The sequence below is a fragment of the Streptomyces sp. CNH189 genome (assembly GCF_000527195.1).
Map to the genome: position 1 here is coordinate 141,892 of NZ_AZUS01000002.1, position 26,975 is coordinate 168,866.

Genomic DNA, 26,975 nt, shown 5'->3' on the forward strand with positions numbered 1-26,975 from the left:
CGGACGGGATGACCGACGGCCTGGAGGTCGCGCTGATCGCCGTCGCCGCCCTGTGGGGCGCGGCGGCCGGCGCGGTGCTGCCCCGCGCCGCACACCGGTTCTCCGTCCCGGCCGGGGAGGAGTGGCGTACGGCGTGCCCGCAGGGACATCAGCTGGCGGGCTGGCTCGGACCGGCCCGCTGCCGGGCGTGCGCGGGAGCGCCGTACGGGAAGGGCGCCGCCGTCCCCGTGACGGTCACCGCGCTGGTCTGCGCCGCCCTCGCGGCCGCCACCGGGACCCGCCCCGAGCTGGCGGTGTGGCTGCTGCTGGCGCCCGCCGGCGTGCTGCTCGCGACCGTGGACTTCCGGGTGCAGCGGCTGCCCGACCCGCTCACCCTGCCCTTCGCGGCCACCGCCCTGGTGCTGCTGGGCCTGACCGCGCTGGTGCCCGAGCACGCGGGGGAGTGGACGGACGCCCTGCTGGGCGCGCTCGCGCTGGGCGCGGGCTACTTCGTGCTGTTCCTGGTCAACCCGTCCGGGATGGGCTTCGGCGACGTGAAGCTGGCGCTCGGCGCGGGCGCGGTCCTCGGCTGGTACGGCTGGCCGACCGTGCTGCTCGGCACCCTCGCCGGCTTTCTGCTCGGGGCGCTGTACGGCGGGGCGCTGGTGGTCGCCCGGAAGGCGGGGCGCAAGACGTCCGTCCCGTTCGGCCCGTTCCTGATCGGCGGGGCCTTCGCGGGGCTGCTGATGGGCGCGTACGCGGCCTGACGTCAACGGGCGCAACCGGCTGACGTACGCTGATTCCGTCCGTCCACACCCCTGCGAAAGGGACACCGGTGACCGAGAAGGCCGACCTTCAGCCCGTCCTCGACCGTGCCGCCGCCGGTGGGCGGATCACCCCCGAAGAGGCCCTGGTCCTCTACCGCGACGCCCCGCTGCACGCGCTGGGCGCCGCCGCCGACGCCGTCCGCCGCCGCCGCTACGCGGGCACCGAGCACATCGCCACGTACATCATCGAGCGGAACATCAACTACACGAACGTGTGTGTCACGGCGTGCAGGTTCTGCGCGTTCTACGCGGCCCCCAAGGACACCGCCAAGGGCTGGACCCGCGACCTCGACGACATCCTGCGCCGCTGCGCGGAGACCGTCGAGCTGGGCGGCACGCAGATCATGTTCCAGGGCGGCCACCACCCGGACTACGGCGTCGAGTACTACGAGAAGCACTTCGCGGCCATCAAGAAGGAGTTCCCGCAGCTCGTCATCCACAGCCTGGGGGCGAGCGAGGTCGAGCACATGGCGCGGATCTCGAAGGTGAGCGTCGAGGAGGCGATCACGCGGATCCACGCGGCCGGTCTCGACTCCTTCGCCGGCGCCGGCGCCGAACTGCTCCCGGAGCGCCCGCGCAAGGCGATCGCCCCGCTGAAGGAGTCCGGCGAACGCTGGCTGGAGATCATGGAGATCGCCCACAACCTGGGCGTGGAGTCCACCTCCACCATGCTGATGGGCACCGGCGAGACCAACGCCGAGCGGATCGAGCACCTGCGGATGATCCGGGACGTGCAGGACCGCACGGGCGGCTTCCGCGCGTTCATCCCGTACACCTACCAGCCGGAGAACAACCACCTGAAGGGCCGCACGCAGGCGACGCTCTTCGAGTACCTGCGGATGATCGCCGTCGCCCGGATCTTCATGGACAACGTGGCGCACATCCAGGGCTCCTGGCTGACCACCGGCAAGGAGGTCGGCCAGCTCTCCCTGCACTACGGCGCGGACGACCTCGGCTCGATCATGCTCGAGGAGAACGTGGTCTCCTCCGCCGGTGCCAGGCACCGCTCCAACCGGCTGGAGATCATCGACCTGATCCGCAAGGCGGGCCGGGTCCCGGCGCAGCGCTCGACGACGTACGAGCACCTCGTCGTGCACGACGACCCGGCGAACGATCCCGTCGACGACCGGGTGGTCTCGCACATCTCCTCCACCGCCATCGAGGGCGGCACGGCCCACCCGGAGCTGAAGCTCCTGCCGGCGAACTGACGCCCCGGTGCTGACCCTTCACGTCGCCGACGCCTCGCCCGGGACGGCCGTCCTGGTCGACGGCGCGCTCATCGCGGCCGTCGGCCCGCACGAGGAACTGGCCGCCGCCCACCCGGACGCCCGGCTGCGGCGGTGGCCCGGCATCATGACGCCCGGACTGCTCAACCCGTACGGCCCGGAACTGCTGGAGCAGGCCTACCACCCCGACCCGCGCGAGGCGGACCGGCTGGGCACCGAGCCGCTGTTCGGGCTGCGCGCGCGGGCCCTGCTCGCCTCCGGGCCCTCCGCGCGGGGCGCCAGCGCGCGCCGTGGGGTGCAGCGCCTGCTGGCGCACGGCACGGTCGCGGTCGCCGGTGAACTGCGCAGCCGTGAGGCCCTGGACGCGGTGCGCAGGGCGGGGCTCGCCCTGGCGGGGCGTCCGGCCGCACTGCCCGGGACTCCGGCGCTCTCCCCGGTGCCGCTGGTGCTGCTGCCGGGTCTCGGCGCCGGGAAGCCCGCGCGGTTCGCGGTGTTCGACGTGCCCGACCGCGACGCCCTGGTCCGTGAGGGCGCGTCCACGTGCGTGGCGACCGTCGTGGCCGGACGTCTGGTGCACCGGCGGCGCTGACCGCGGGCCGGCCGGTTCTCAGCCCGTGAGCGTCTCGCCGAACGCGCCGTCCTCCTGCTCCACCCCGCTGCAGTCCGTCAGCGGGTCGTCGGCGTCCTTCTCGCAGGGGCGGTCCCGGAACGCCGACCACGCCGACAGCCACGCGACGCCCTTGTCCTCGGCGAAGGCACGGACCTGCGCCGCGTCCTGAAGCGTGAACGTCTCGCCCTTCACGTCGTTGACGCCGAGCATCGGGGTGAGTGCCATGCCCCGCCAGGCCGCCGCCTCCGACAGGCCGAAGACGTCCCGGAGCTGGGCGTGCGCCGACCGCGCGGCGGTGAGGGCGTAGTCGCCCATGTCGCCGTCGTAGGACTCGGCGTAGTTCATCGTCATGAGGTTGACGGTGGCGACCTGGACGCCGTGGTCGTTCGCCGACTCCAGCAGTTCCAGTCCCTCGTCGTCGAGCCCGTACGGCATGACCGGGAGGGTGAACGTCACCTCCAGATCCTCGCGTTCCTCCTGGAGGAGGGCGATCGCCTCGGAACGCCGGTCCACGGAGGCGGAGTCGGCGAGTTCGTCGCCCTCGATGTCGAAGTCGGCGCGGGTGGAACCGGCCGCGTCCAGTGCCGCGCCGTACGCCTCGGCCAGGTCCTCGGGGGTGTCGCAGACGGCCGCCAGTTCGTCACCGTGGGCGCCGCCGAAGGAGACCCGCACATCGGCGCCGGTGCGGGTGAGCGCCGCGATCCGGGACGTCACGTGCGCGTCGTCGACGTCCTGGACACCGTCCCAGGCCGGGGTGCAGCCGCCGTCGGAGGAGATGACGAACGCCAGGTTGTACGTCGTGGGGGAGCCCGCCGCGTCGGTGCCGGAGGCGGTGGAGGCGTTGACGTAGGGCGCGTACGCGGGGACCGGCACGGAGGATCCCGCGTTCGCGTCCGCCGCGTCGTCCCCGGCGGAGCAGCCCACGCCGGCCAGGGCCAGGGCGGCGAGGAGGGCGAACCCGGCAGCGGAGGACAGCGGACCGCGCATCGGGTTCGTTCCGTTCATGAGTCGACGTCGGAGGGGGGTCACCATGGCACACGAGTCTGTGTGGTTTCTGAGGATGTACACCTGCATTTCGGTGATTCTCGGCGGACGGCCCGGTTCGTGTGATTCCTCGGGGAACCCACAGGGTACGCGGGCGCGGCGACGGGCGGGCTGCGGGACCGGTCGCCGAGGGGGACGCCGAACGGCCCGGGACGAGCCGACGCCTCCGCCGGACGGGCGGGCTGCAAGAATGGGCCCGTGACCCGCGCATCCCTGGACAAGCAGCCGCACGAAGTCGCCTCGATGTTCGACGACGTCGCGGAACGGTACGACCTGACCAACGACGTGCTGTCCCTCGGGCAGACGCGGCTGTGGCGCAAGGAGGTCGCGAAGGCGGTCGGCGCCCGGCCCGCGCAGAAGGTCCTCGACCTGGCGGCGGGCACCGGCACCTCGTCGATGCCGTTCGCCCGCACCGGCGCCTACGTCGTGCCCTGCGACTTCTCCCAGGGCATGCTCAGGGTCGGCAAGCAGCGCAACGCCTGGCTGCCGTTCACGGCGGGCGACGCGACCCGGCTGCCCTTCAAGGACGACGTGTTCGACGCCGTCACCATCTCCTTCGGCCTGCGCAACGTGCAGGACTTCGACGGGGCGCTGCGCGAGATGCACCGGGTGACCCGGCCCGGCGGGCGGATCGTCATCTGCGAGTTCTCGCACCCGACGTGGGCGCCGTTCCGCACGGTCTACACCGAGTACCTGATGCGGGCGCTGCCGCCGGTCGCCCGCGCGGTGTCGTCCAACCCGGACGCCTACGTGTACCTCGCCGAGTCCATTCGCGCCTGGCCGGACCAGGCGGGACTGGCCGGACGGCTCCAGCAGGCCGGCTGGTCCAAGGTGGCGTGGCGCGACCTCACCGGCGGTGTGGTGGCGCTGCACCGGGGTTTCAAGGAGAGCTGAGCGCCACGACACGCGCGGCGGCCCCGGCGCCGGGTTCGTCCCGTTCGCACCGGAGTCCGCCCGGCGGCGGCAGCGGGCCGCGCGGCTCGCGCACCCCGCCGCCTCCTTCGCCCTCGCCGAAGTCCAGCCATACGTGCACCACGGAGTGGCGGGGCACCTCGGTGCCGGGCTGCGGGTACTGGCGGACCACGTAGTCCACGACGGCGTGGCGGAAGTCCGGCCGGCCGGGCGCCTCGACGGACAGGCCCCTGGCCCGCGCCGACTCGCGCGCGTCCACGGCCATCAGGCCGACCAGGCGCGGCACGCGCACCCCGGATGCCCTGAAATGCTCGGGTGTCATACGCACGGACGTCACCCCCAGCGGTACCGGCAGGGTAGGCCGGGGGCGCGCCCGACGGAAGCATTCTGTGGCGTTCCGTGACAATCGACGACCGAGAGTTACGTAGCGGCGGGCGTGGTGCGGTCAGAGGTCGAGCCGGTAGCAGTGGCCCTCCCGCCGCGACGCCGGCGAGGTGAACGTCTCGGCGAGGCGCATGCCCAGCCGCTGGGTGACCGCCGTGGACCGGGCGTTGCGGGTGTCCACCATCGCCACCACGTGCGTCAGGCCCGTCGCGCGCACCCGCTCCAGCGTCTCCACGGCCGCCGCCGTGACGTACCCCTTGCCCCAGTGGTTCCGGGCGAGCCGCCAGCCGATCTCGATCTCACCGGCCGGGCCCCACGCGTGCGGCCAGGGCTGGGCGCCGGTGAAGCCGATGACCTGCCCCGTCTCGTCGAGCATGCTCCACAGGCAGAAGCCCAGTTCGGCGTCGTGCCGGCGCTGGCGCGCGGTGAGTTCCTCGTAGACCGACAGCTCCGCCGCCTTCCCGCCGTGGAACTCCATCACGTCCGGGTCGTCGAAGATGCGGTGCCAGGTGACGGCGTCCTCGTCGGTGGGGACTCGCAGCCGTACAGCGGGGAGAGCTCGGTTCACGGGGGCAGCCCTTCAGCCGGGTGATCACGTCCGCTGAATAGACTGCCTGTGTCCAGTGCCGGTCGGCACGAAGATTTCGAACCTTGGGGAGATCCCGCCGTGACCGAGCCCCTCTCCGACAACACCGCCGATGTGATCGTCGTCGGCGCGGGGCCAGCCGGCTCCACCACCGCCTACCACCTGGCCCGGTCCGGACTCGACGTGCTCCTGCTGGAGAAGACCGAGTTCCCCCGGGAGAAGGTCTGCGGCGACGGCCTGACCCCGCGCGCCACCAAGCAGCTCGTGGCGATGGGCATCGACATCTCCGAGGAGGCCGGCTGGCTGCGCAACAAGGGCCTGCGCATCATCGGCGGCGGCGTCCGCCTCCAGCTCGACTGGCCGGAACTCGCCTCCTTCCCGGACTACGGACTCGTCCGCAAGCGCGACGACTTCGACGAGCAGCTCGCCGGGCAGGCCCAGAAGGCGGGCGCCCGGCTCTACGAGCGGTGCAACGTGGGTGCGCCGATCATCGACGACCGCACCGGCCGCATCACGGGCGTGAAGGCCAAGCTGGGCGAGGAGAAGCGGGAGGTCACCTTCCACGCCCCGCTGGTGGTGGCCGCCGACGGCAACTCCACCCGGCTGTCCCTGGCGATGGGGCTGCACCGGCGCGAGGACCGCCCGATGGGCGTCGCCGTGCGCACCTACTTCACCTCGCCCCGCCACGACGACGACTACCTGGAGTCCTGGCTGGAGCTGTGGGACCGCCGCGGCCCGCAGGACCGGCTGCTGCCCGGCTACGGCTGGATCTTCGGCATGGGCGACGGCACCTCCAACGTCGGCCTCGGCGTGCTCAACACCTCCGACTCCTTCAAGGAGCTGGACTGGCGCGAGGTCCTGAAGGCCTGGTGCGCGTCCATGCCGGAGGACTGGGGCTACACCCCGGACAACATGACCGGCCCGATCCGCGGCGCCGCGCTCCCCATGGCCTTCAACCGCCAGCCGCACTACACGCGCGGGCTGCTGCTCGTCGGCGACGCGGGCGGCCTGGTCAACCCGTTCAACGGCGAGGGCATCGCCTACGCGATGGAGTCCGGGCAGATCGCCGCCGACGTCATCGTGCAGGCTCACGCGCGCGCCACCCCCGCCCAGCGGGAGGTCGCCCTCCAGCGCTACCCGCGCGTCCTGAAGGACACCTACGGCGGCTACTACACGCTCGGCCGCGCCTTCGTGAAGCTCATCGGCAACCCGAAGGTCATGCAGATCGCCGCCCAGCGCGGCCTGACGCACCCGATGCTGATGAAGTTCACGCTGAAGCTGCTCGCCAACCTGACCGACCCGACGGGCGGCGACGCGATGGACCGCATCATCAACGGTCTGAGCAAGGTGGCCCCGAAGGCGTGACCGGCGGCGCGCGTGACCGGAGTCGGCGGGCATGTCCGGCATGGCCGGGCACGGTGTCCGATCGTGATCTTCGTGTGACGCATCCGTGAACAACTGATCGACTCCGGGCGGTGTCGAACGGGACGTGACCCAGTCGGGCACGTCCCGTTCGACGAAAGAGCCATCCATGACACAGCAGGCGAGACGGCTGCGCGCGCGGCTCGCGGCACTGGGAGCGGTGGGCGCCACGGCTCTGGCCGCCGCCGGAGTCCAGGGCGCGGCCCACGCGGCCGACGCCCCGCTCCCGGTGGTGATCACGGGCGAGGACCGGGTGGACCTGTCCCTCCACTCGGACAACGGCGACCCCACCGAGCCGCAGGTCGACCTGCGGCTCGACGCCCCCGGCACGCCGTTCGAGGGGGACGGTGAGGTCCCGCCGGTGCACCTCGGGGACTACACGATCCGCATCGACGCCCGCGGGCTGAAGGGCGTCGCGAAGGCCGACCTGCCCTGCGAGGCCGACGGCCTGGTCGCGGTCTGTTCGGGCTACGACCTGTACGCCGGCACGACCTACAACCGGGTCGGCGGCATCAGACTGGACCTCGCCGACGACAGCGAGGCCGGGGACGCCGGGAAGATCGTCGTCACCGGCGAGGGGGAGGGGCTGGACTTCCGGCCGCTCACGATCGACGTGCGCGTCGGCGGGCCCGAGCTGCTGAACCGCCGGCTCTCCCTGCCGGAGAACCTGAAGGCCGGGGGCACCTTCGAGCCGGCGCCGGGCGTGATGAACGTCGGCGGGCTGTCGTCCGAGGGGGCGGTGCTCCGGCTGTACGGCTCCCGCGGGCTGTCCTTCCCCGACCCGTACGGCAACTGCTCCTCGACCGTGGTGGACACGGGCCCGCTGCTGGAGCAGCACACCGAGGTGCTCTGCACCTTCCCGGACACCCTCGAGGCGGGGGCGGCGTACACCCTGTCGCGGCCGGTGCGGGTGAAGGCCGCGGACTTCGCGCTGCACGACATCTTCTCCTACTCGTTCCGGCCCCTGGAGCCGGGCGAGGAGAAGACGCTGCACCAGGGCCAGGGGCGCCGGCAAGGCACCGGGCCGGACCTGACGTTGCGGCGGGCGGCGGACGCCGACCCCGCCGACCACACCAAGTACGCCGAGCTGGACCTGCCCACGACCAACACCTACGACCTGGAACTCACCGGCGTCTCCGCGTCCGGCGCGGCCGGCGACACCGTCACGGCGGAGATCGGCTTCCGCAACAACGGGCCGGCCTGGATCAGCGCCCTGCGCTCCGGCGGCGAGCCGTTCTCCTTCACGGTGACCGCGCCCGAGGGGTCGAGTGTGGCCTCGGCGCCGAAGGAGTGCCGGACCATCACGGTCGACGGGAGCGTGCCGGGCTACCGCTGCTCGGTGGCCACCCCGCTGCTGGAGGACGCCCGGCTCACCTTCCCGTTCGAGCTGCGCGTCGACCGGGTCGTGGAGGGCGCCAAGGGCAAGGTGGCGATGCCGGAGTGGGACAACCCCTACGACTCCGACCCCGCGAACGACACCGCGTGGATCGTGCTGAACGCCCCTGACGCGCCGGACGACGGCGGTGCGGGCGGGTCCGACGGCGGCCCGTCGGCCGACCCGTCCGCGCCCGGGACCGGTGACGAGGGCGGCTCCGACGGACCGGACAGCGGGACGAACGGGACGAACGGCACCTCCGGCGGCGCCGCGGGCGGCGACACCGACGGCGGTCTGGCGCTCACCGGCGCCCAGGGCGTGGGCCTGCTCGGCGGCGCGGCACTGCTCGCGCTGGGACTCGGCGCGGGCGTCGTGGCGCACCAGCGCCGCCGCGCACGGCGCGGGGGAGAGGCGGCCGCCTGACGCGCGCGTCGCTGTGACGCCCCTGTGGGGGCCGGAGTCCGCCGCGTCGGACTCCGGCCCCCGTCGCGTGTCCGGGGGCCCGTGAGAGCCCGTCACGGGGCGCGGCGGGGGTCGCGATGGGGTTCCGCGCGCCGCCAACGCCCGCCGCGCAGGGTGCAATTCCGGCATTACGGTGATCTTGCCCGCCGCGCGGGCGTGCGCGGTCACCGGGAGGGACGGCGTGCCGTGCGGGCCCGCCCTTCAACACGCGGAGGGCCGCCGCCTCCGTGAGGCAGCGGCCCTTCCGTCCGTGGGGCGCGGCTCAGAGCACGCGCACGGCACCCGACGCCGGGTAGCCGGAGAGGTCCTGGATGACGACGCCCTTCGAGGGGTTGGCGGCGTCCAGGTACTGGCCGTTCCCGATGTAGACACCCACGTGGTACGCGGAACCCTTGCCGCCCCAGTAGAGGATGTCGCCGACCTGGACCTGCGACAGCGGGATGTCGGTGCCCACCATCGACTGGTCCTGGGAGACGCGCGGCAGGTCCACACCGACCTGCTTGAACGCGGCCTGCACCAGGCTGGAGCAGTCCCAGGCGTTGGGGCCCGTGGCACCCATGACGTAGGCGTCGCCCACCTGCGCCTGGAGGAAGGCGATGACCGTCGCGACGCTGCCGCTGGCCGGCGCGGAGACGGTCGCGCTCTGCGTGGTGAGCGAGGGGCGCTCGGCGTCGCGGGCGGCGCGCTCGGCGGCCGCCTCGCGGGCCTCCTCGGCCGCCTTCTTCCTGGCCTCGGCCTTCTTCTTGGCCTCCGCGAGGTCCGCCTTGGCCTGCTTGGCGGCCAGTTCGGCCGCCGCGTCGCGCTCGGCCCGCAGCTGGTAGTTCGCGGCCGCCTGCTGGGTGGCGTCCGCGGACTGGGCGACCTGGGCGGCCAGGTCGGCCGTCAGGGTGGGCAGTTCGAGGGTCTGCGTCACCGGCTCGGCGGCGTTCGCCGAACCCGACGCCCCGGCCACTGCCAGGGTGCTGAGGACGCCACCGGCAACTCCGGCCCGCATCGCGATCGTGGAGGGCGCGGTGCGGCGGGGTTTCCGGTGGCTGCGTATGTGAGCGGTGTGGGACATGGGAACAACCGGTACCAGGGGCTGCTTCATATCTTCAAGAAACGTGTGCTGCGCCACAGTTGTTCAATCGGGCGCCCAAATTCCCCGCGCGTCCCCTGCCATTGACGCCACAACGGACATTGCGGGCGGCCGTGACCGGGCCGTGATCACGTACTTTCATCGTTACGCCCGAATTGCTCCCCGCTTACCACTGGTTGGGTTGGTTGGCCAAGCCCCGTTCCTGAGGGCCTCTCATAAGTGTGACGGAGGTCACGGAACGATCGGGGCCGTCAGGGCGTCCGGCGGGCCGGCGGGCACCTCCGCGAGGGCCGCTTGTCCGGTTCGCGGCTCCTGGGGTGCCTTCATGAGATGAAGTGCCCGCTTTGCCCCTCCCGAGTCGGCCGCACGGCGGGGGTGTTGGGTGATCGGAGCGCGGTCCGGACTTCGTGAACGCGTGCACACGTCCACATCGCGCCTCGCGACCCCCCTCATGTGTGAACGCGTCCTCTATCAAGCGATCTCGTCCCACACCAATTTGCATGCAGAGGAATCGTCTTGATATGGAGACGCCTCCTCCGGAACCCCTCTGAGCTGCATCGACCGGTCAAGATGTCACCTTTGGTGATCACGCGGACGCTTGGCGTGTGAAGATCACTGCTCATCCGACTTCATGATCGTTCGTCAGGTGGTAGAGATCACAAAGCTTGTGCAATACCCCGTGTCGCAGATCACAGACCCACAGGCATAAGATGCGGAGCGGTTGGGCTTGTGACCTGCTTCACATGTTCTCGATCTTCGCCGGGGCGGGCGTGGTTCGAGGGGCGTGCGGGGCGCGTGAGTCCAATGCAAACCGCCAGCAGTCAGTGCCGACTGAGAGGAGCGAGGAGCGGTGAACGCGTATGCGCCCATCCTCGTACTGGGAGCCCTCGGGGCAGGCTTTGCGATCTTCTCCGTGGTCATGGCCACGCTGATCGGTCCGAAGCGGTACAACCGGGCGAAGCTCGAGGCCTACGAGTGCGGCATCGAGCCGACCCCCACGCCGGCCGGCGGCGGGCGCTTCCCCATCAAGTACTACCTGACGGCGATGCTCTTCATCATCTTCGATATCGAGATCGTCTTCCTCTACCCCTGGGCCGTCACCTTCGACGCCCTGGGGATTTTCGGGCTCGTGGAGATGCTGCTCTTCGTGCTCACCGTCTTCGTCGCGTACGCGTACGTATGGCGGCGCGGCGGCCTGGAATGGGACTGAGGGGCCACTAAGTCATGGGACTCGAAGAAAAGCTGCCGAGCGGATTCCTGCTGACCACCGTCGAGCAGGCCGCGGGCTGGGTGCGCAAGTCGTCCGTCTTCCCCGCCACGTTCGGCCTCGCCTGCTGTGCCATCGAGATGATGACCACCGGCGCGGGCCGCTACGACCTGGCGCGCTTCGGCATGGAGGTCTTCCGCGGCTCGCCGCGGCAGGCGGACCTCATGATCGTCGCCGGGCGGGTCAGCCAGAAGATGGCGCCGGTGCTCCGGCAGGTCTACGACCAGATGCCGAACCCCAAGTGGGTGATCTCCATGGGGGTCTGCGCCTCCTCGGGCGGCATGTTCAACAACTACGCGATCGTCCAGGGCGTCGACCACGTCGTCCCGGTCGACATCTACCTGCCCGGCTGTCCGCCCCGCCCCGAGATGCTGATGGACGCCATCCTCAAGCTCCACCAGAAGATCCAGAGCTCCAAGCTCGGCGTGAACGCCGAGGAGGCGGCCCGCGAGGCGGAGGAGGCGGCGCTCAAGGCCCTGCCCACGATCGAGATGAAGGGGCTGCTGCGATGAGCGACGCGAACAACACCGCGGGTGACGACGTGAACCCCGAGAAGGAACTCTCCGCCGAGAACCTCCCCGGCCAGCGCGGTGAGGGCGGCGAGCAGATCCGCGTCCAGCGCGGCATGTTCGGCGCCAACAACGGCGGCGACACCTCCGGTTACGGCGGCCTGGTCCGCTCGGTCCGGCTCCCGGGACCGGCGGCCCGCCCCTACGGCGGCTGGTTCGACGAGGTCGCCGACGAGCTGGAAGGGGCGCTGGAGGAGCAGGACCTGCTCCCGGAGAACGCCATCGAGAGGACGGTCGTCGACCGCGACGAGATCACCTTCCACATCGAGCGGGAGCACCTCGTGCGGGTGGCGAAGACGTTGCGCGACGACCCCGCCCTGCGCTTCGAACTGTGCACCGGCGTCAGCGGCGTGCACTACCCGGACGACAAAGGGCGCGAGCTGCACGCCGTCTACCACCTGCGCTCGATCACCCACAACCGGGTGATCCGCCTGGAGGTGAGCGTGCCGGACAGCGACCCGCACATCCCGTCGCTGTTCTCCGTCTATCCGACGAACGACTGGCACGAGCGCGAGACGTACGACTTCTTCGGCATCGTCTTCGACGGCCACCCGGCCCTGACCCGGATCATGATGCCGGACGACTGGCAGGGCCACCCGCAGCGCAAGGACTACCCCCTCGGCGGCATCCCCGTCGAGTACAAGGGCGCCCAGATCCCGGCTCCGGACCAGCGGAGGTCGTACTCGTGAGCACGCACGCAACCCCTCGCGAGACCACCGAGGGCACCGTCTACACCGTCACCGGCGGCGACTGGGACGAGGTCGTCGAGACAGCGGCCCGCACCGACGACGAACGCATCGTCGTCAACATGGGTCCGCAGCACCCGTCCACCCACGGAGTGCTCCGGCTGATCCTGGAGATCGACGGTGAGACCGTCACCGAGGCCCGCTGCGGCATCGGCTACCTCCACACCGGCATCGAGAAGAACCTCGAGTACCGGACGTGGACCCAGGGCACCACGTTCGTGACGCGCATGGACTACCTGACGCCGTTCTTCAACGAGACGGCGTACTGCCTCGCGGTCGAGAAGCTGCTCGGCATCGAGGACCAGGTGCCCGACCGCGCCACGATCATCCGGGTGCTCCTGATGGAGCTGAACCGGCTCTCCTCCCACCTGGTGTGCATCGCCACCGGCGGCATGGAGCTCGGCGCCACCACGATCATGATCTACGGATTCCGTGACCGTGAACTCATCCTCGACATCTTCGAGCTGATCACCGGCCTGCGGATGAACCACGCGTACGTCCGTCCCGGCGGCCTCGCCCAGGACCTGCCGCCCGGCGCGGTCGACCAGATCCGCGAGTTCGTCAAGAAGATGCGGAAGAACCTCTCGGAGTACGACAAGCTCGCCACCGGGAACCCCATCTTCAAGGCCCGCATGCAGGACGTGGGGTACCTGGACCTGGCCGGCTGCATGGCCCTCGGCGCCACCGGCCCGGTGCTGCGCTCCACCGGCCTGCCGCACGACCTGCGCAAGGCGCAGCCGTACTGCGGCTACGAGACGTACGACTTCGACGTCCCGACCGCCGACACCTGCGACTCCTACGGCCGCTTCCTGATCCGGCTGGAGGAGATGCGCCAGTCGCTGCGCATCGTCGAGCAGTGCCTGGACCGGCTCCAGCCCGGACCGGTCATGGTCGAGGACAAGAAGATCGCCTGGCCCGCCCAGCTCGCCCTGGGACCCGACGGACTCGGCAACTCCCTCGACCACATCAAGCAGATCATGGGCACCTCCATGGAGGCCCTGATCCACCACTTCAAGCTGGTCACCGAGGGCTTCCGGGTCCCGCCGGGCCAGGCGTACGCGGCCGTGGAGTCGCCCAAGGGCGAACTCGGCGTGCACGTCGTCTCCGACGGCGGCACCCGCCCCTACCGGGTCCACTTCCGCGACCCGTCCTTCACCAACCTGCAGGCCATGGCGGCGATGTGCGAGGGCGGCCAGGTCGCCGACGTCATCGTCGCCGTCGCGTCCATCGACCCCGTGATGGGAGGCGTCGACCGGTGACCACCTCTTCTTCCGAGCGGGGCGTCAGCCTGGGCATGCCGGAACTGCCCGCACCCGCCTACCCGGACGACGTCCGGGCCCGGCTGGAGACCGACGCGCGCGCGATCGTCGCCCGCTACCCGGACTCCCGGTCCGCCCTCCTGCCGATGCTGCACCTGGTGCAGGCGGAGGAGGGCCATGTCACGCGCACCGGCATGCGGTTCTGCGCGGACATGCTGGACCTGACCACCGCCGAGGTGACCGCGGTCGCCACCTTCTACACCATGTACCGACGCCGGCCGAGCGGCGACTACCAGGTCGGGGTGTGCACCAACACCCTGTGCGCGGTCATGGGCGGCGACGCGATCTTCGAGGAGCTCCAGGAGCACCTGGGCGTCGGCAACGGCGAGACCACCGGCGACGGCAAGGTCACCCTGGAGCACATCGAGTGCAACGCGGCCTGCGACTACGCGCCCGTCGTGATGGTCAACTGGGAGTTCTTCGACAACCAGACCCCCGAGAGCGCCAAGCGCATGGTCGACGACCTGCGCGCCGGCCGCCCGGTCGCGCCCACCCGCGGCGCGCCCCTGTGCACCTTCAAGGAGACCGCCCGCATCCTGGCCGGCTTCCCCGACGAGCGGGAAGGGGCCGTCGAGGCCACCGGCAGCGCGGGCCCCGCCTCCCTGATCGGCCTGAAGCTGGCCAAGGGCGAGGCCGCCCCCGCGCGCGTGGTGCACCCGCGCGGCGAGGCGCCGCAGGACACCCCGCCGCACGAGCCGTCGCCCACCGAGCACCTCAGCTCGCACGACGCGCCGCAGGACACGTCGGCCTCCGATGCGTCCCACCCGGCCGGACCCGTCGCCGAGGAGGGGGAGTGATGACCTTGGCACCCGAACTCAAGGACACCAGCCCGGAGAAGCTGCTCTCACCGGTGCTGTCGGCCTTCTGGGACGAGGACAAGTCCTGGACGCTCGACGTCTACCGGCGGCACGACGGGTACGAGGGGCTGCGCAAGGCGCTCGCCATGTCACCGGACGACGTCATCGCGTACGTCAAGGAGTCCGGACTGCGCGGACGCGGCGGCGCCGGCTTCCCCACGGGCATGAAGTGGCAGTTCATCCCGCAGGGCGACGGCAAGCCCCACTACCTCGTCGTCAACGCCGACGAGTCCGAGCCCGGGACCTGCAAGGACATCCCGCTGCTCTTCGCCAACCCGCACAGCCTCATCGAGGGCATCGTCATCGCCTGCCACGCCATCAGGTCGTCGCACGCCTTCGTCTACCTGCGCGGTGAGGTCGTCCCCGTCCTGCGGCGGCTGCACGAGGCCGTGCGCGAGGCGAAGGAGGCCGGCTTTCTCGGCGAGAACATCCTGGGCAGCGGACTCGACCTCGAGCTGACCGTACACGCGGGCGCGGGCGCGTACATCTGCGGTGAGGAGACCGCGCTGCTCGACTCCCTGGAGGGCCGCCGGGGCCAGCCCCGCCTGCGTCCGCCCTTCCCCGCCGTCGCGGGCCTCTACGCGTGCCCCACCGTGGTGAACAACGTGGAGTCCATCGCGTCGGTTCCCGCCATCATGAACCGGGGCAAGGAGTGGTTCCGCTCGATGGGCAGCGAGAAGTCCCCGGGCTTCACGCTCTACTCGCTCAGCGGCCACGTCGCGAGCCCCGGCCAGTACGAGGCGCCCCTCGGCATCACCCTGCGCCAGCTGCTCGACATGAGCGGCGGGATGCGGCCGGGCCACCGGCTGAAGTTCTGGACACCGGGCGGCTCGTCCACCCCGATGTTCACCGACGAGCACCTCGACGTACCCCTCGACTACGAGGGGGTCGGTGCCGCGGGCTCCATGCTCGGCACCAAGGCGCTGCAGTGCTTCGACGAGACCACCTGCGTGGTCCGCGCCGTCACCCGATGGACCGAGTTCTACGCCCACGAGTCCTGCGGCAAGTGCACCCCCTGCCGCGAGGGCACGTACTGGCTGGTCCAGCTGTTGCGCGACATCGAGGCCGGCAAGGGACAGATGTCCGACCTCGACAAGCTGAACGACATCGCCGACAACATCAACGGCAAGTCCTTCTGCGCCCTCGGCGACGGCGCCGCCTCGCCGATCTTCTCCTCGCTCAAGTACTTCCGCGAGGAGTACGAGCAGCACATCACGGGCCGTGGCTGCCCCTTCGACCCGGCCGCGTCGACGGTCTGGGCCGACCGTACGGAGGTGCACGCATGACTGTGACCACCAACGCTCCCTCCGGCGGGGGTCAGGCGGCGGTCCCGCCCGAGGACCTCGTGACGCTGACCATCGACGGCGCCGAGATCAGCGTGCCCAAGGGCACCCTGGTCATCCGGGCCGCCGAGCAGCTCGGCATCGAGATCCCCCGGTTCTGCGACCACCCGCTGCTCGCGCCGGCCGGCGCCTGCCGCCAGTGCATCGTGGAGGTCGAGGGCCAGCGCAAGCCCATGGCGTCCTGCACCATCACCTGCACCGACGGGATGGTGGTGAAGACGCAGCTCTCCTCCCCGGTCGCGGAGAAGGCCCAGAAGGGTGTGATGGAGCTGCTGCTCATCAACCACCCGCTGGACTGCCCCGTCTGCGACAAGGGCGGCGAGTGCCCGCTGCAGAACCAGGCGATGTCGCACGGCAACGCCGAGTCCCGCTTCGAGGGCAAGAAGCGCACCTACGAGAAGCCCGTCGCGATCTCCACGCAGGTGCTGCTGGACCGTGAGCGGTGCGTGCTGTGCGCCCGCTGCACCCGGTTCTCCCACCAGATCGCCGGCGACCCGATGATCGAGCTGGTCGAGCGGGGCGCGCTGCAGCAGGTCGGCACCGGCGAGGGCGACCCCTTCGAGTCGTACTTCTCCGGCAACACCATCCAGATCTGCCCGGTCGGCGCGCTCACCTCGGCCGCCTACCGGTTCCGCTCCCGCCCGTTCGACCTGATCTCCTCGCCGTCGGTGTGCGAGCACTGCTCGGGCGGCTGCGCCACCCGCACCGACCACCGGCGCGGCAAGGTCATGCGGCGGCTCGCCGCCGACGACCCCGAGGTCAACGAGGAGTGGATCTGCGACAAGGGCCGCTTCGCGTTCCGGTACGCCCAGCAGCGGGACCGTCTCGGCACCCCGCTGGTGCGCAACGCGGAGGGTGACCTGGAGCCGGCGTCCTGGCCGGACGCGCTGCAGATCGCGGCACAGGGCCTGCTGGCCTCCCGGGGCCGCACGGGCGTGCTGACCGGCGGCCGGCTGACCGTCGAGGACGCCTACGCGTACAGCAAGTTCGCCCGGGTCGCGCTCGCCACCAACGACATCGACTTCCGGGCGCGCGCCCACAGCCCCGAGGAGGCCGACTTCCTCGCCGCGCGCGTCGCGGGACGGGGCCGCGACCTGGACGGCAGCGGCGTCACCTACACCTCCCTGGAGAAGGCCCCGGCCGTCCTGCTGGTCGGGTTCGAGTCCGAGGAGGAGGCACCGGGCGTCTTCCTGCGGCTGCGCAAGGCATGGCGCGGACACGGGCAGCGCAGCTTCGCCCTGGCCACGCACGCCACGCGCGGTCTGACCAAGGCCGGCGGCACGCTGCTGCCGGCGGCCCCCGGCACCGAGACCGAGTGGCTGGACGCGCTGGCGAGCGGCGTCGGCCTGGAGGGCGACGGGGCCGTGGCCGCCGAGGCGCTGCGCGCCGAGGGCGCGGTCGTCGTCGTCGGCGAGCGGCTGGCCGCCGTACGCGGCGGGCTGACCGCGGCCGTGCGGTTCGCCACCGCGACCGGTGCCCGGCTGGTGTGGATCCCGCGCCGGGCCGGGGAGCGGGGCGCGATCGAGGCGGGCGCGCTGCCGTCGCTGCTCCCGGGCGGGCGCCCGGCGACCGACCCGCGTGCGCGGGAGGAGGTGGCGGCCCTCTGGGGCGTCTCCGAACTGCCGCACCGCTACGGCCGGGACACCGCCCAGATCGTCGAGGCGGCCGCCCGCGGCGAGCTGCAGGCGCTGCTGGTGGCGGGCGTGGAGGTCACCGACCTGCCCGACCCGGCCCGCGCGCGTGCCGCGCTCGCCGAGGCCGGGTTCGTGGTCTCCCTGGAGCTGCGGCCCGGTGAGGTCACCGAACTCGCCGACGTGGTCCTGCCGGTGGCCGCGGTCGCCGAGAAGGCAGGCACCTTCCTCAACTGGGAGGGCAGGGTGCGGCTGTTCGAGGCGGCGCTCAAGCCCGACCAGATGACCCGGCGGCTCCCGCCCACCGACGCGCGCGTGCTGCAGATGCTCGCGGACGCCATGGACGTCCACCTGGGCCTGCCGGACCTGCGCACGGTCCGCTCGGAGATCGACCGGCTCGGCGTGTGGGACGGCCCGCGCGCCGCCGACCCGGTGGAGACCGCGGGCGCCCTGCCCCGGCCGGCCGCGGGCGAGGCGGTGCTCGCCGGTCACCGGCTCCTGCTCGACCTGGGCGTGCTCCAGCAGGGCGACGAGGCACTGGCCGGCACCCGGCACGCCGCCCACGCCCGGCTGTCGGCCGCCACGGCCGCCGAGGTCGGCGTCAAGGACGGCGACACGCTCGCGGTGACCGGCACCGCCGGGACCCTCGAACTGACCCTGTCCGTCACCGAGATGCCCGACCGGGTGGTCTGGCTCCCGCTCAACTCCACGGACGGCGGGGTCGCCTCCGGCACCGGGGCACTTCCCGGCTCGCTCGTCCGCATCGGCCCGGCGACCGTCGCCGGTGAGGCTCCCCAGGAGGTGGAGGCATGAGCCCGTACCTCGCCGCTGAAGACCTCTCGATGTTCGGCCGCGATCCCTGGTGGCTGATCCTCGTCAAGGCGGTGTTCTGCTTCGCCTTCCTGATGGTGACCGTGCTGCTCTCCATCGTCATGGAGCGCAAGGTCGTCGCCTGGATGCAGCTGCGCGTCGGCCCCAACCGGCACGGCCCCTGGGGCATGCTCCAGTCGCTCGCCGACGGCGTGAAGCTGATGCTGAAGGAAGACGTCATCGTCAAGCGCGCGGACAAGGCGGTCTACGTCCTCGCGCCGATCGTCGCCGCGATCCCGGCCTTCATGGCGTTCGCGGTGATCCCCTTCGGCCCGGCCGGCAACGAGATCTCGATCTTCGGCCAGCGCACCACGATGCAGCTCACCGACCTGCCGATCGCGGCGCTCTACATCCTCGCGGTCGCCTCGGTCGGCATCTACGGCATCGTCCTGGCGGGCTGGAGCTCCGGCTCCACCTACCCGCTCCTCGGCGGCCTGCGCTCCTGCGCGCAGATGATCTCCTACGAGATCGCCATGGGCGCCGCGTTCGCCTCCGTCTTCCTCTACTCGGGGTCGATGTCGACGTCGACGATCGTCGAGGCGCAGGCCGACCGCTGGTACGTGCTGCTGCTGCCGGTGTCGTTCCTGATCTACATCGTGACGATGGTCGGTGAGACCAACCGCGCCCCGTTCGACATGCCGGAGTCCGAGGGCGACCTGGTCGGCGGCTTCAACACCGAGTACTCGTCGATCAAGTTCGCGATGTTCATGCTCGCCGAGTACATCAACATGGTGACCGTCTCGGCGGTCGCGGTGACCCTCTTCCTGGGCGGCTGGCGGGCCCCCTGGCCGGTCAGCACCTTCTGGGAGGGCGCCAACCACGGCTGGTGGCCGATGCTCTGGTTCACCGGCAAGCTGCTGACCCTGCTGTTCGGCTTCGTCTGGCTGCGCGGCACGCTCCCGCGCGTCCGCTACGACCAGCTGATGAAGCTCGGCTGGAAGGTCCTCATCCCGGTCTCCCTGGTGTGGCTGATGGCGGTCGCCACCGTGCGGGCGCTGCGCAACGAGAACTACGACTTCGCCGACATCGCGCTCTACATCGCCGGCGCCGTCCTCGTCCTGCTGCTGCTCTCCTTCGTCGCCGACATGTTCCGCGGCAGGGGCCAGGACACCGGGGAGCCCGTCGACCAGCCTCCCTTCGACCCGACGGCGGGCGGGTTCCCCGTGCCGCCGCTGCCCGGGCAGGAGCTGCCGCCGGTGCCGCGACGCCGTCCGCGCCGGGAGCGGGAGCTCGTTGTCAGTGGCGGACCCGATACTCACAGTGACGAATCCCAGGGCGGATCGACGGATGGAAAGGAGGCGTCCGATGGCTGAGGAACCGAAGGACACCAAGCCCGGTTTCATGAACCCGGTGGCAGGCTTCGGCGTGACCTTCAAGGCCATGTTCAAGAAGCGGCTCACCGAGCAGTACCCGGAGCAGCAGAAGACCACCGCTCCGCGCTTCCACGGACGGCACCAGCTCAACCGCCATCCGGACGGCCTGGAGAAGTGCGTCGGCTGCGAGCTGTGCGCCTGGGCCTGTCCCGCCGACGCGATCTACGTGGAGGGCGCGGACAACACCGAGGAGGAGCGCTACTCGCCGGGCGAGCGGTACGGCCGCGTCTACCAGATCAACTACGCCCGCTGCATCCTGTGCGGCCTGTGCATCGAGGCGTGCCCCACGCGCGCGCTGACGATGACCAACGAGTTCGAGCTGGCCGACTCCAGCCGCGCCAACCTCATCTACACCAAGGAGCAGCTGCTCGCGGGCCTGGAGGAGGGCATGGTCGACTCCCCGCACGCCATGTACCCGGGCACCGACGAACAGGACTACTACCGGGGCCTGGTGACCGAGGCCGCGCCCGGTACGGAGCCCCAGGTCGCCCACTCCAAGGGCGAGGTGGTGCAGGAGGCCGACTCGACCTTCGGCCCCGAGGAGCCCGCGTCGGAGAAGGTGATCGGGCGATGACCGGGCAGCTCGCCGCCTACTCCACCTCGACCGGAGAGGCCTTCCAGTTCTGGGTGCTGGGCACCGTCGCCGTGATCGGCGCCCTGTGCACCGTCTTCATGCGGCGGGCGGTGCACAGCGCGCTCTGCCTGGCCGGCACCATGATCATCCTGGCCGTGTTCTACCTGGCCAACGGCGCCTACTTCCTGGGCGTCGTGCAGATCGTCGTCTACACCGGCGCGATCATGATGCTGTTCCTGTTCGTGGTGATGCTGGTCGGCGTCACGGCGGCGGACTCCCTGAAGGAGACCATCAAGGGCCAGCGCTGGCTGGCCCTGCTGTGCGGCCTCGGCTTCGGCGTCCTGCTGGTGGGCGGCATCGGCAACGCCTCGCTGAACGAGTTCAACGGCATCGGCGAGGCCAACGCCGGCGGGAACGTGCAGGGGCTCGCCTCCCTGCTGTTCACCAAGTACGTGTTCGCCTTCGAGATCACCGGCGCCCTGCTCATCACGGCCGCCGTCGGCGCCATGGTGCTCACCCACCGGGAGCGCACCGAGCGTGCCAGGACCCAGCGGGAGATGGCCGAGCAGCGCGTCCGCGAGGGCACGTACCTGCCGCCGCTGCCCGCGCCCGGCGTCTACGCCCGGCACAACGCGGTGGACATCGCGGGCCTGCTGCCCGACGGCACCCCCTCGGACCTCACCGTCAGCCAGACGCTGCGGGACCGCGGTCAGGTCCGTGACGTGTCGCAGGAGGCGATCAACGACCTGCGGGCGATGGAGCAGCGCGCGGAGGAGCGCCTGGAGCGCCGGGCGATCGATCCGCCGAACTTCAAGCGGGCCGAGGAGGCGTCGAAGTGAATCCCGTCAACTACCTGTACCTGGCGGCGCTGCTGTTCACCATCGGCGCCACCGGTGTGCTGATCCGGCGCAACGCGATCGTCGTGTTCATGTGCGTCGAGCTGATGCTCAACGCCTGCAACCTCGCGTTCGTCGCCTTCTCCCGCATGCACGGCAACCTCGACGGCCAGATCATCGCGTTCTTCACGATGGTCGTCGCCGCCGCGGAGGTCGTGGTGGGGCTGGCGATCATCGTGTCCCTGTTCCGTTCCCGCCACTCGGCCTCGGTCGACGACGCCAGCCTGATGAAGCTGTGAGGGGCTGCTGAATCGTGGAGAACCTGATTGCGCTGCTGGTGGCGGCGCCTCTGCTCGGAGCGGCGGTCCTGCTGTGCGGCGGACGCCGGCTGGACGCCGTCGGCCACTGGATCGGCACGGCACTGGCCGCCGTCTCGTTCGCCCTCGGCCTGGTGCTCTTCAGCGACCTGCTGGGCAAGGGCGCCGAGGAACGCACCGTCACGCAGCACCTGTTCAGCTGGATCCCGGTGGAGGGCTTCCAGGCGGACGTCGCCTTCCGGCTCGACCAGCTGTCGATGACGTTCGTGCTGCTGATCACGGGCGTCGGCTCGCTGATCCACCTCTACTCCGTCGGGTACATGGAGCACGACGAGCGGCGCCGCCGCTTCTTCGGCTACCTGAACCTCTTCCTCGCGGCGATGCTGATCCTGGTCCTCGCCGACAACTACCTGCTGCTGTACGTCGGCTGGGAGGGCGTCGGTCTCGCCTCGTACCTGCTGATCGGTTTCTGGCAGCACAAGCCCAGCGCGGCCACGGCCGCGAAGAAGGCCTTCCTGGTCAACCGCGTCGGCGACATGGGCCTGTCGATCGCGATCATGCTGATGTTCCTGTGGTTCGGCACCTTCGCCTTCGGACCGGTGCTCGGCGGCCACGGGGAGGCCGCTCTCGCCGGTGAGGCGGGCGAGGGCAAGCTGACCGCGATCGCCCTGATGCTGCTGCTCGCCGCGTGCGGCAAGTCCGCCCAGGTGCCGCTGCAGTCCTGGCTCGGCGACGCGATGGAGGGCCCGACCCCCGTCTCGGCCCTCATCCACGCCGCGACCATGGTCACGGCGGGCGTCTACCTGATCGTCCGCTCGGCGGCCGTCTTCAACGGCGCCCCGGACGCCCAGCTGGTGGTCACCATCGTCGGCGCGGTCACGCTGCTGTTCGGTGCGATCGTCGGTTGCGCCAAGGACGACATCAAGAAGGCGCTGGCCGGCTCGACCATGTCGCAGATCGGCTACATGGTGCTGGCCGCGGGCCTCGGCCCGATCGGTTACGTCTTCGCGATCATGCACCTGGTGACGCACGGCTTCTTCAAGGCCGGCCTCTTCCTCGGTGCCGGCTCGGTCATGCACGGCATGAACGACGAGGTCGACATGCGCCGCTACGGCGGCCTCAGGAAGTACATGCCGGTCACGTTCGTCACCTTCGGGCTCGGCTACCTCGCGATCATCGGCTTCCCGGGCCTGTCCGGTTTCTTCTCCAAGGACAAGATCATCGAGGCGGCGTTCGCCAAGGGCGGCACCGAGGGCTGGATCCTCGGCGCCTGCGCCCTGCTGGGCGCGGCCATCACCGCGTACTACATGACGCGCGTGATGCTGATGACGTTCTTCGGCGAGGAGCGCTGGCGCAACGCGCCCACGCCGTCCCCGGCCGCCCCGGACGTCGAGCCGGCCGCCGAGACGCGCGGGACGTACGAGCCCCCGCACCCGCACGAGTCACCGAAGTCGATGACCGTCCCGATGATCGTGCTGGCCGTCGGATCGGTCGCGGGCGGCGCGTTCTTCAGCATCGGCGACCGCTTCGTGCACTGGCTGGAGCCGGTCACCGGGCACGCCCACGGGCACCCGCCGGTCAGCGCGCTGACGGTGACGCTGTCCACGGTCGCGGTCATGGTCATCGGCGTGGCGATCGCCTGGGCGCAGTACGGACGGCGCCCGGTGCCGGCCGTCGCCCCGCGCGGTTCGCTGCTCACCCGGGCCGCCCGCCGCGACCTGCTCCAGGACGACTTCAACCATGTGGTCCTGGTCCGCGGCGGCGAGCACCTCACCCGGTCGCTGGTGTACGTCGACCACACCCTGGTCGACGGCGTCGTCAACGGCACGGCCGCCTCCGTGGGCGGCCTGTCCGGGCGGATGCGCAGGCTGCAGAACGGCTTCGCGCGGTCCTACGCGGTCTCGATGTTCGGCGGCGCGGCGGTCCTCGTCGCCGCGACCCTGCTGATGAGGGCGGTCTGATACCGATGTCCTTTCCTCTCCTGACAGCGACGGCGGCGCTCCCGGCCATCGGGGCGATCGCCACGGCCGCCGTACCGGCCGCGAAGCGCACGGCCGCCAAATGGCTGGCCCTGCTGTTCTCGCTGGCGACCCTCGCCCTCGCCATCACCGTCCTGGTCCGCTTCGACCCGGACGGCGACCGCTACCAGCTCACCGAGTCCCACTCCTGGATCGCCGACTTCGGCGTCCGCTACGAACTGGGCGTGGACGGCATCGCGGTGGCGCTGATCGCGCTGACCGCCCTGCTGATCCCGTTCATCGTGCTGGCGGGCTGGCACGACGCCGACCCGCTGGAGACCGGCAACAGGCGGTGGCGGCCGACGCAGGGCTTCTTCGCCCTGATCCTGGCCGTCGAGGCGATGGTGATCATCTCCTTCGAGGCCACCGACGTCTTCCTCTTCTACATCTTCTTCGAAGCCATGCTCATCCCGATGTACTTCCTCATCGGCGGCTTCGGGGACCGTGCGCACAAGGACGGCGAGGAGAAGGCGGCGACCCAACGGTCGTACGCGGCGGTGAAGTTCCTCCTCTACAACCTGGCCGGCGGTCTGATCATGCTGGCCGCGGTGATCGGGCTGTACGTGGTCGCCGGGAACTTCTCCCTCACCGAGATCGCGCAGGCCCGCGCGAACGGCGAGCTGGAGATGGCGACCAGCACGGAGCGCTGGCTGTTCCTCGGCTTCTTCTTCGCCTTCGCGGTGAAGGCGCCGCTGTGGCCGCTGCACACCTGGCTGCCCAACGCCATGCAGGAGTCCACCGCGCCGGTCGCCGTGCTGATCACGGCGGTCGTCGACAAGGTGGGCACCTTCGCGATGCTGCGCTTCTGCCTCCAGCTCTTCCCGGAGGCCAGCAAGTGGGCGACGCCGGTGATCCTGGTGCTGGCGGTGATCAGCATCATCTACGGCGCGCTGCTCGCCGTCGGCCAGCGCGACATCAAGCGGCTGATCGCCTACGCCTCGATCTCCCACTTCGGCTTCATCGTCATGGGCATCTTCGCGATGACCAGCCAGGGCCAGTCCGGGGCCACGCTCTACATGGTCAACCACGGCATCTCGACCGCCGTGCTGATGCTGATCGCCGGGTTCCTGATCTCCCGGCGCGGCTCCCGGCTCATCGCCGACTTCGGCGGTGTGCAGAAGGTGGCCCCGGTGCTCGCCGGCACCTTCCTGATCGGGGGCCTGGCGACCCTCTCGTTGCCGGGGCTCGCGCCCTTCGTCAGTGAGTTCCTGGTCCTGGTCGGCACGTTCACGCGCTACCCGGTGATCGGCATCATCGCCACCTTCGGCATCGTGCTCGCCGCGCTCTACACCCTCGTCCTGTACCAGCGGACGATGACCGGCCCGGTGAAGCCGGAGGTCGCCGCGATGCCCGACCTGCGGGTCCGGGAGATCGCGGTGGTGGCGCCGCTGGTCGTGCTGCTGGTGTTCCTGGGCGTCTACCCGAAGCCCGTCACGGACGTCGTGAACCCGGCAGTGGAGCACACCATGTCCGACGTACAGAAGAAGGACCCCCAGCCCGAGGTGGAGGCGGCCAAGTGAGCGCAACAGCAGCCGTCCACAGCCTGTGGACAACCGCGGCCGATCCGATCGCCAAGATCGACGCACCCAAGATCGAGTACGGGCAGCTCGCGCCCACCCTGATCGTCGTCGGCGCGGCGCTCGTGGGGGTGCTGGTCGAGGCGTTCGTGCCGCGCAGGTCCCGGTACTACGCGCAGATGTTCGTCTCCGTGGTCGCGCTGGCCGCCGCGTTCGCCGCGGTGGTGGCGCTCGCCGCGGACGGGTACGCCACCACCAAGGCGGGCATCGCGGCGATGGGCGCCATCGCCGTCGACGGACCGGCGCTCTTCCTGCAGGGCACCATCCTGCTGACGGCGCTGGTGGGCCTGTTCACCTTCGCCGAACGCCGGCTCGACCCGGAGGCGCACGGCAACCGCGTCGACTCCTTCGCCGCGCAGGCCGCGGCCGTCCCCGGCAGCGATGCCGAGAAGCGGGCCGTCAAAGCCGGGTTCACCACCACCGAGGTGTTCCCGCTGCTGCTCTTCGCGGTCGCGGGCATGCTGGTCTTCCCGGCGGCCAACGACCTGCTGACGCTGTTCGTGGCCCTGGAGGTCCTCTCCCTCCCGCTGTACCTGCTGTGCGCGCTGGCCCGCCGCAAGCGGCTGATGTCGCAGGAGGCGGCGGTCAAGTACTTCCTGCTCGGCGCGTTCGCCTCCGCGTTCACGCTGTTCGGCATCGCCCTGCTGTACGGCTACGCGGGCTCCATGTCGTACGCGACGATCGCGCAGGTCGTCGACGGCACGGTGCCGGAGATCACCCCGGCGCTCGCCGACACCATGGGCAACGACGCGCTGCTGCTGATCGGCGCCGCGCTGCTGGTCATGGGCCTGCTGTTCAAGGTCGGCGCGGTGCCCTTCCACATGTGGACGCCCGACGTCTACCAGGGCGCCCCCACACCGGTCACCGGCTTCATGGCTGCGGCCACCAAGGTCGCGGCGTTCGGTGCCCTGCTGCGCCTGCTGTACGTGGTGCTGCCGGGCCTGCGCTGGGACTGGCGGCCGGTCATGTGGGGCGTCGCCATCGTCACCATGCTGGCCGGCGCGATCGTGGCGATCACCCAGACCGACATCAAGCGGCTGCTGGCCTACTCCTCGATCGCGCACGCGGGCTTCATCCTCGCGGGTGTCATCGCGGCCACGCCGTCGGGCATCTCGTCGGTGCTGTTCTACCTGGCGGCCTACTCCTTCGTGACGATCGGCGCCTTCGCCGTCGTCACGCTGGTCCGGGACGCAGGCGGCGAGGCGACCCACCTGTCCAAGTGGGCGGGCCTGGGCCGGCGCTCCCCACTGGTGGCGGCGGTGTTCGCGGTGTTCCTGCTGGCCTTCGCTGGCATCCCGCTGACCTCGGGCTTCGCCGGCAAGTTCGCCGTGTTCAAGGCGGCGGCGGAGGGCGGGGCGGCCCCGCTGGTCGTGATCGGTGTGATCTCGTCCGCGGTCGCGGCGTTCTTCTACATCCGCGTCATCGTGCTGATGTTCTTCAGCGAGCCGCGCCCCGAGGGCCCGACCGTCGCGGTGCCGTCGCCGCTGACGATGACGGCGATCGGGGTCGGCGTGGCGGTCACGGTGGTGCTCGGTGTGGCACCGCAGTACTTCCTGGAGCTGGCCGGGGACGCGGGGGTGTTCGTGCGCTGAGGCGCACGCCCGCCGGACGACGGACGCGGCCCGGTACCCCTCGGCGGGGGGCCGGGCCGCGGTCGTTCCCGGTCGGGACGGGTGCCGTTCCGTACAGGGCCGGGCCGTTCCGTGCGGCCTTGTGGACAACTCCGGGACTGTCGGTCCGGACGCCTAAGGTGGGGGCAGTGGTCGAGGGACG

General features: G+C 71.0%; 24 protein-coding genes. 20 read left to right on the top strand and 4 right to left on the bottom strand.

The features are described 5' to 3' along the window. The first annotated feature begins 8 nt into the window (after positions 1–8). From B100_RS0103515 to B100_RS0103525, 3 genes are all read left to right on the top strand, one after another. The gene (locus B100_RS0103515; RefSeq protein ID WP_024883084.1) at positions 9–746 is read left to right on the top strand and encodes a prepilin peptidase; all 738 of its coding nucleotides are present in this window, start codon (positions 9–11) and stop codon (positions 744–746) included. Between the two features lie 68 nt (positions 747–814). After that, positions 815–2,014, top strand: coding sequence for a cyclic dehypoxanthinyl futalosine synthase (gene mqnC, locus B100_RS0103520; RefSeq protein ID WP_024883085.1), 1,200 nt, complete (start codon positions 815–817; stop codon positions 2,012–2,014). A 7-nt stretch (positions 2,015–2,021) separates the two neighbouring features. Further along, positions 2,022–2,621: an imidazolonepropionase-like domain-containing protein gene (locus B100_RS0103525; protein ID WP_024883086.1), complete on the top strand. Its 600-nt coding sequence runs from the start codon at positions 2,022–2,024 to the stop codon at positions 2,619–2,621. Positions 2,622–2,639: 18 nt separating this feature from the next. Here the strand turns inward: B100_RS0103525 and B100_RS0103530 are convergent, their stop codons facing one another. Beyond that, on the bottom strand, positions 2,640–3,629 hold the full coding sequence (locus B100_RS0103530) for a chitinase (RefSeq protein WP_024883087.1): 990 nt from the start codon (positions 3,627–3,629) through the stop codon (positions 2,640–2,642). 255 nt (positions 3,630–3,884) lie between these two features. On the opposite strand from B100_RS0103530, the gene B100_RS0103535 reads away from it, so the two are divergent. Beyond that, entirely contained in the window at positions 3,885–4,580 is a 696-nt protein-coding gene (locus B100_RS0103535; protein ID WP_024883088.1) for a demethylmenaquinone methyltransferase, read from the top strand. Here B100_RS0103535 and B100_RS0103540 read toward each other — a convergent pair. Continuing rightward, complete coding sequence (locus B100_RS0103540) at positions 4,567–4,920, bottom strand: PASTA domain-containing protein (protein WP_037722409.1); 354 nt, start codon at positions 4,918–4,920, stop codon at positions 4,567–4,569. The two genes, B100_RS0103535 and B100_RS0103540, sit on opposite strands and share 14 nt — an antisense overlap. 123 nt (positions 4,921–5,043) lie before the next feature. Continuing rightward, positions 5,044–5,550: a GNAT family N-acetyltransferase gene (locus B100_RS0103545; protein WP_024883090.1), complete on the bottom strand. Its 507-nt coding sequence runs from the start codon at positions 5,548–5,550 to the stop codon at positions 5,044–5,046. A gap of 99 nt (positions 5,551–5,649) precedes the next feature. Here B100_RS0103545 and B100_RS0103550 point away from each other — a divergent pair, with 99 nt between their 5' ends. Continuing rightward, entirely contained in the window at positions 5,650–6,933 is a 1,284-nt protein-coding gene (locus tag B100_RS0103550) for a geranylgeranyl reductase family protein (RefSeq protein WP_024883091.1), read from the top strand. Between the two features lie 166 nt (positions 6,934–7,099). Then, positions 7,100–8,788, top strand: a complete 1,689-nt coding sequence (locus B100_RS0103555) for a hypothetical protein (protein WP_024883092.1) — start codon at positions 7,100–7,102, stop codon at positions 8,786–8,788. A gap of 301 nt (positions 8,789–9,089) precedes the next feature. Here B100_RS0103555 and B100_RS0103560 read toward each other — a convergent pair whose 3' ends face one another. Beyond that, positions 9,090–9,917: a C40 family peptidase gene (locus B100_RS0103560; RefSeq protein ID WP_037722410.1), complete on the bottom strand. Its 828-nt coding sequence runs from the start codon at positions 9,915–9,917 to the stop codon at positions 9,090–9,092. Positions 9,918–10,755: 838 nt separating this feature from the next. Between B100_RS0103560 and B100_RS0103565 the strand changes: the two genes are divergently transcribed. From B100_RS0103565 to nuoN, 14 genes are read left to right on the top strand one after another with little or no spacing between them, the layout of a single operon-like run. After that, positions 10,756–11,115 (top strand): NADH-quinone oxidoreductase subunit A, encoded by a 360-nt coding sequence (locus B100_RS0103565; RefSeq protein ID WP_003974383.1) that lies wholly within the window; start codon positions 10,756–10,758, stop codon positions 11,113–11,115. A 14-nt stretch (positions 11,116–11,129) separates the two neighbouring features. Further along, positions 11,130–11,684: a NuoB/complex I 20 kDa subunit family protein gene (locus B100_RS0103570; RefSeq protein ID WP_006133126.1), complete on the top strand. Its 555-nt coding sequence runs from the start codon at positions 11,130–11,132 to the stop codon at positions 11,682–11,684. After that, on the top strand, positions 11,681–12,430 hold the full coding sequence (locus tag B100_RS0103575; RefSeq protein WP_024883094.1) for an NADH-quinone oxidoreductase subunit C: 750 nt from the start codon (positions 11,681–11,683) through the stop codon (positions 12,428–12,430). The genes B100_RS0103570 and B100_RS0103575 overlap by 4 nt, the downstream gene beginning before the upstream one ends. After that, complete coding sequence (locus B100_RS0103580) at positions 12,427–13,746, top strand: NADH-quinone oxidoreductase subunit D (RefSeq protein ID WP_024883095.1); 1,320 nt, start codon at positions 12,427–12,429, stop codon at positions 13,744–13,746. The genes B100_RS0103575 and B100_RS0103580 overlap by 4 nt, the downstream gene beginning before the upstream one ends. Next, a complete protein-coding gene (nuoE, locus tag B100_RS0103585; RefSeq protein ID WP_024883096.1) occupies positions 13,743–14,603 on the top strand; it encodes an NADH-quinone oxidoreductase subunit NuoE in 861 nt (286 codons plus the stop codon). Before B100_RS0103580 ends, nuoE begins: the two co-directional genes overlap by 4 nt. Beyond that, positions 14,603–15,949 carry an NADH-quinone oxidoreductase subunit NuoF gene (gene nuoF / locus B100_RS0103590; RefSeq protein WP_024883097.1) on the top strand — a complete coding sequence of 449 codons (1,347 nt, stop codon included), beginning with the start codon at positions 14,603–14,605 and terminating at the stop codon, positions 15,947–15,949. Before nuoE ends, nuoF begins: the two co-directional genes overlap by 1 nt. Continuing rightward, positions 15,946–18,450, top strand: a complete 2,505-nt coding sequence (locus tag B100_RS0103595) for an NADH-quinone oxidoreductase subunit G (RefSeq protein WP_024883098.1) — start codon at positions 15,946–15,948, stop codon at positions 18,448–18,450. The genes nuoF and B100_RS0103595 overlap by 4 nt, the downstream gene beginning before the upstream one ends. Next, complete coding sequence (gene nuoH, locus B100_RS0103600) at positions 18,447–19,820, top strand: NADH-quinone oxidoreductase subunit NuoH (protein WP_024883099.1); 1,374 nt, start codon at positions 18,447–18,449, stop codon at positions 19,818–19,820. The genes B100_RS0103595 and nuoH overlap by 4 nt, the downstream gene beginning before the upstream one ends. Beyond that, positions 19,813–20,454, top strand: a complete 642-nt coding sequence (gene nuoI, locus B100_RS0103605; RefSeq protein ID WP_024883100.1) for an NADH-quinone oxidoreductase subunit NuoI — start codon at positions 19,813–19,815, stop codon at positions 20,452–20,454. Before nuoH ends, nuoI begins: the two co-directional genes overlap by 8 nt. After that, positions 20,451–21,293 (top strand): NADH-quinone oxidoreductase subunit J, encoded by an 843-nt coding sequence (locus B100_RS0103610; RefSeq protein ID WP_024883101.1) that lies wholly within the window; start codon positions 20,451–20,453, stop codon positions 21,291–21,293. Before nuoI ends, B100_RS0103610 begins: the two co-directional genes overlap by 4 nt. Next, positions 21,290–21,589 carry an NADH-quinone oxidoreductase subunit NuoK gene (gene nuoK, locus B100_RS0103615; RefSeq protein ID WP_004927567.1) on the top strand — a complete coding sequence of 100 codons (300 nt, stop codon included), beginning with the start codon at positions 21,290–21,292 and terminating at the stop codon, positions 21,587–21,589. The genes B100_RS0103610 and nuoK overlap by 4 nt, the downstream gene beginning before the upstream one ends. A gap of 14 nt (positions 21,590–21,603) precedes the next feature. Continuing rightward, positions 21,604–23,568: an NADH-quinone oxidoreductase subunit L gene (gene nuoL, locus B100_RS0103620; RefSeq protein WP_024883102.1), complete on the top strand. Its 1,965-nt coding sequence runs from the start codon at positions 21,604–21,606 to the stop codon at positions 23,566–23,568. Positions 23,569–23,573: 5 nt separating this feature from the next. Then, the gene (locus tag B100_RS0103625; protein WP_024883103.1) at positions 23,574–25,145 is read left to right on the top strand and encodes an NADH-quinone oxidoreductase subunit M; all 1,572 of its coding nucleotides are present in this window, start codon (positions 23,574–23,576) and stop codon (positions 25,143–25,145) included. Further along, positions 25,142–26,794 carry an NADH-quinone oxidoreductase subunit NuoN gene (gene nuoN / locus B100_RS0103630; RefSeq protein ID WP_024883104.1) on the top strand — a complete coding sequence of 551 codons (1,653 nt, stop codon included), beginning with the start codon at positions 25,142–25,144 and terminating at the stop codon, positions 26,792–26,794. Before B100_RS0103625 ends, nuoN begins: the two co-directional genes overlap by 4 nt. Positions 26,795–26,975 lie beyond the last annotated feature (181 nt).

Coding starts and splice junctions, on each gene's coding strand:
- nuoH (WP_024883099.1), top strand. CDS start 18,447: ATGAGCCCGTACCTCGCCGCTGAAGACCTCTCGATGTTCGGCCGCGAT.
- nuoF (WP_024883097.1), top strand. CDS start 14,603: ATGACCTTGGCACCCGAACTCAAGGACACCAGCCCGGAGAAGCTGCTC.
- B100_RS0103595 (WP_024883098.1), top strand. CDS start 15,946: ATGACTGTGACCACCAACGCTCCCTCCGGCGGGGGTCAGGCGGCGGTC.
- B100_RS0103555 (WP_024883092.1), top strand. CDS start 7,100: ATGACACAGCAGGCGAGACGGCTGCGCGCGCGGCTCGCGGCACTGGGA.
- B100_RS0103625 (WP_024883103.1), top strand. CDS start 23,574: ATGTCCTTTCCTCTCCTGACAGCGACGGCGGCGCTCCCGGCCATCGGG.
- B100_RS0103610 (WP_024883101.1), top strand. CDS start 20,451: ATGACCGGGCAGCTCGCCGCCTACTCCACCTCGACCGGAGAGGCCTTC.
- B100_RS0103575 (WP_024883094.1), top strand. CDS start 11,681: ATGAGCGACGCGAACAACACCGCGGGTGACGACGTGAACCCCGAGAAG.
- B100_RS0103570 (WP_006133126.1), top strand. CDS start 11,130: ATGGGACTCGAAGAAAAGCTGCCGAGCGGATTCCTGCTGACCACCGTC.
- B100_RS0103530 (WP_024883087.1), bottom strand. CDS start 3,629: ATGCGCGGTCCGCTGTCCTCCGCTGCCGGGTTCGCCCTCCTCGCCGCC.
- nuoI (WP_024883100.1), top strand. CDS start 19,813: ATGGCTGAGGAACCGAAGGACACCAAGCCCGGTTTCATGAACCCGGTG.
- B100_RS0103560 (WP_037722410.1), bottom strand. CDS start 9,917: ATGAAGCAGCCCCTGGTACCGGTTGTTCCCATGTCCCACACCGCTCAC.
- B100_RS0103515 (WP_024883084.1), top strand. CDS start 9: ATGACCGACGGCCTGGAGGTCGCGCTGATCGCCGTCGCCGCCCTGTGG.
- B100_RS0103540 (WP_037722409.1), bottom strand. CDS start 4,920: ATGACACCCGAGCATTTCAGGGCATCCGGGGTGCGCGTGCCGCGCCTG.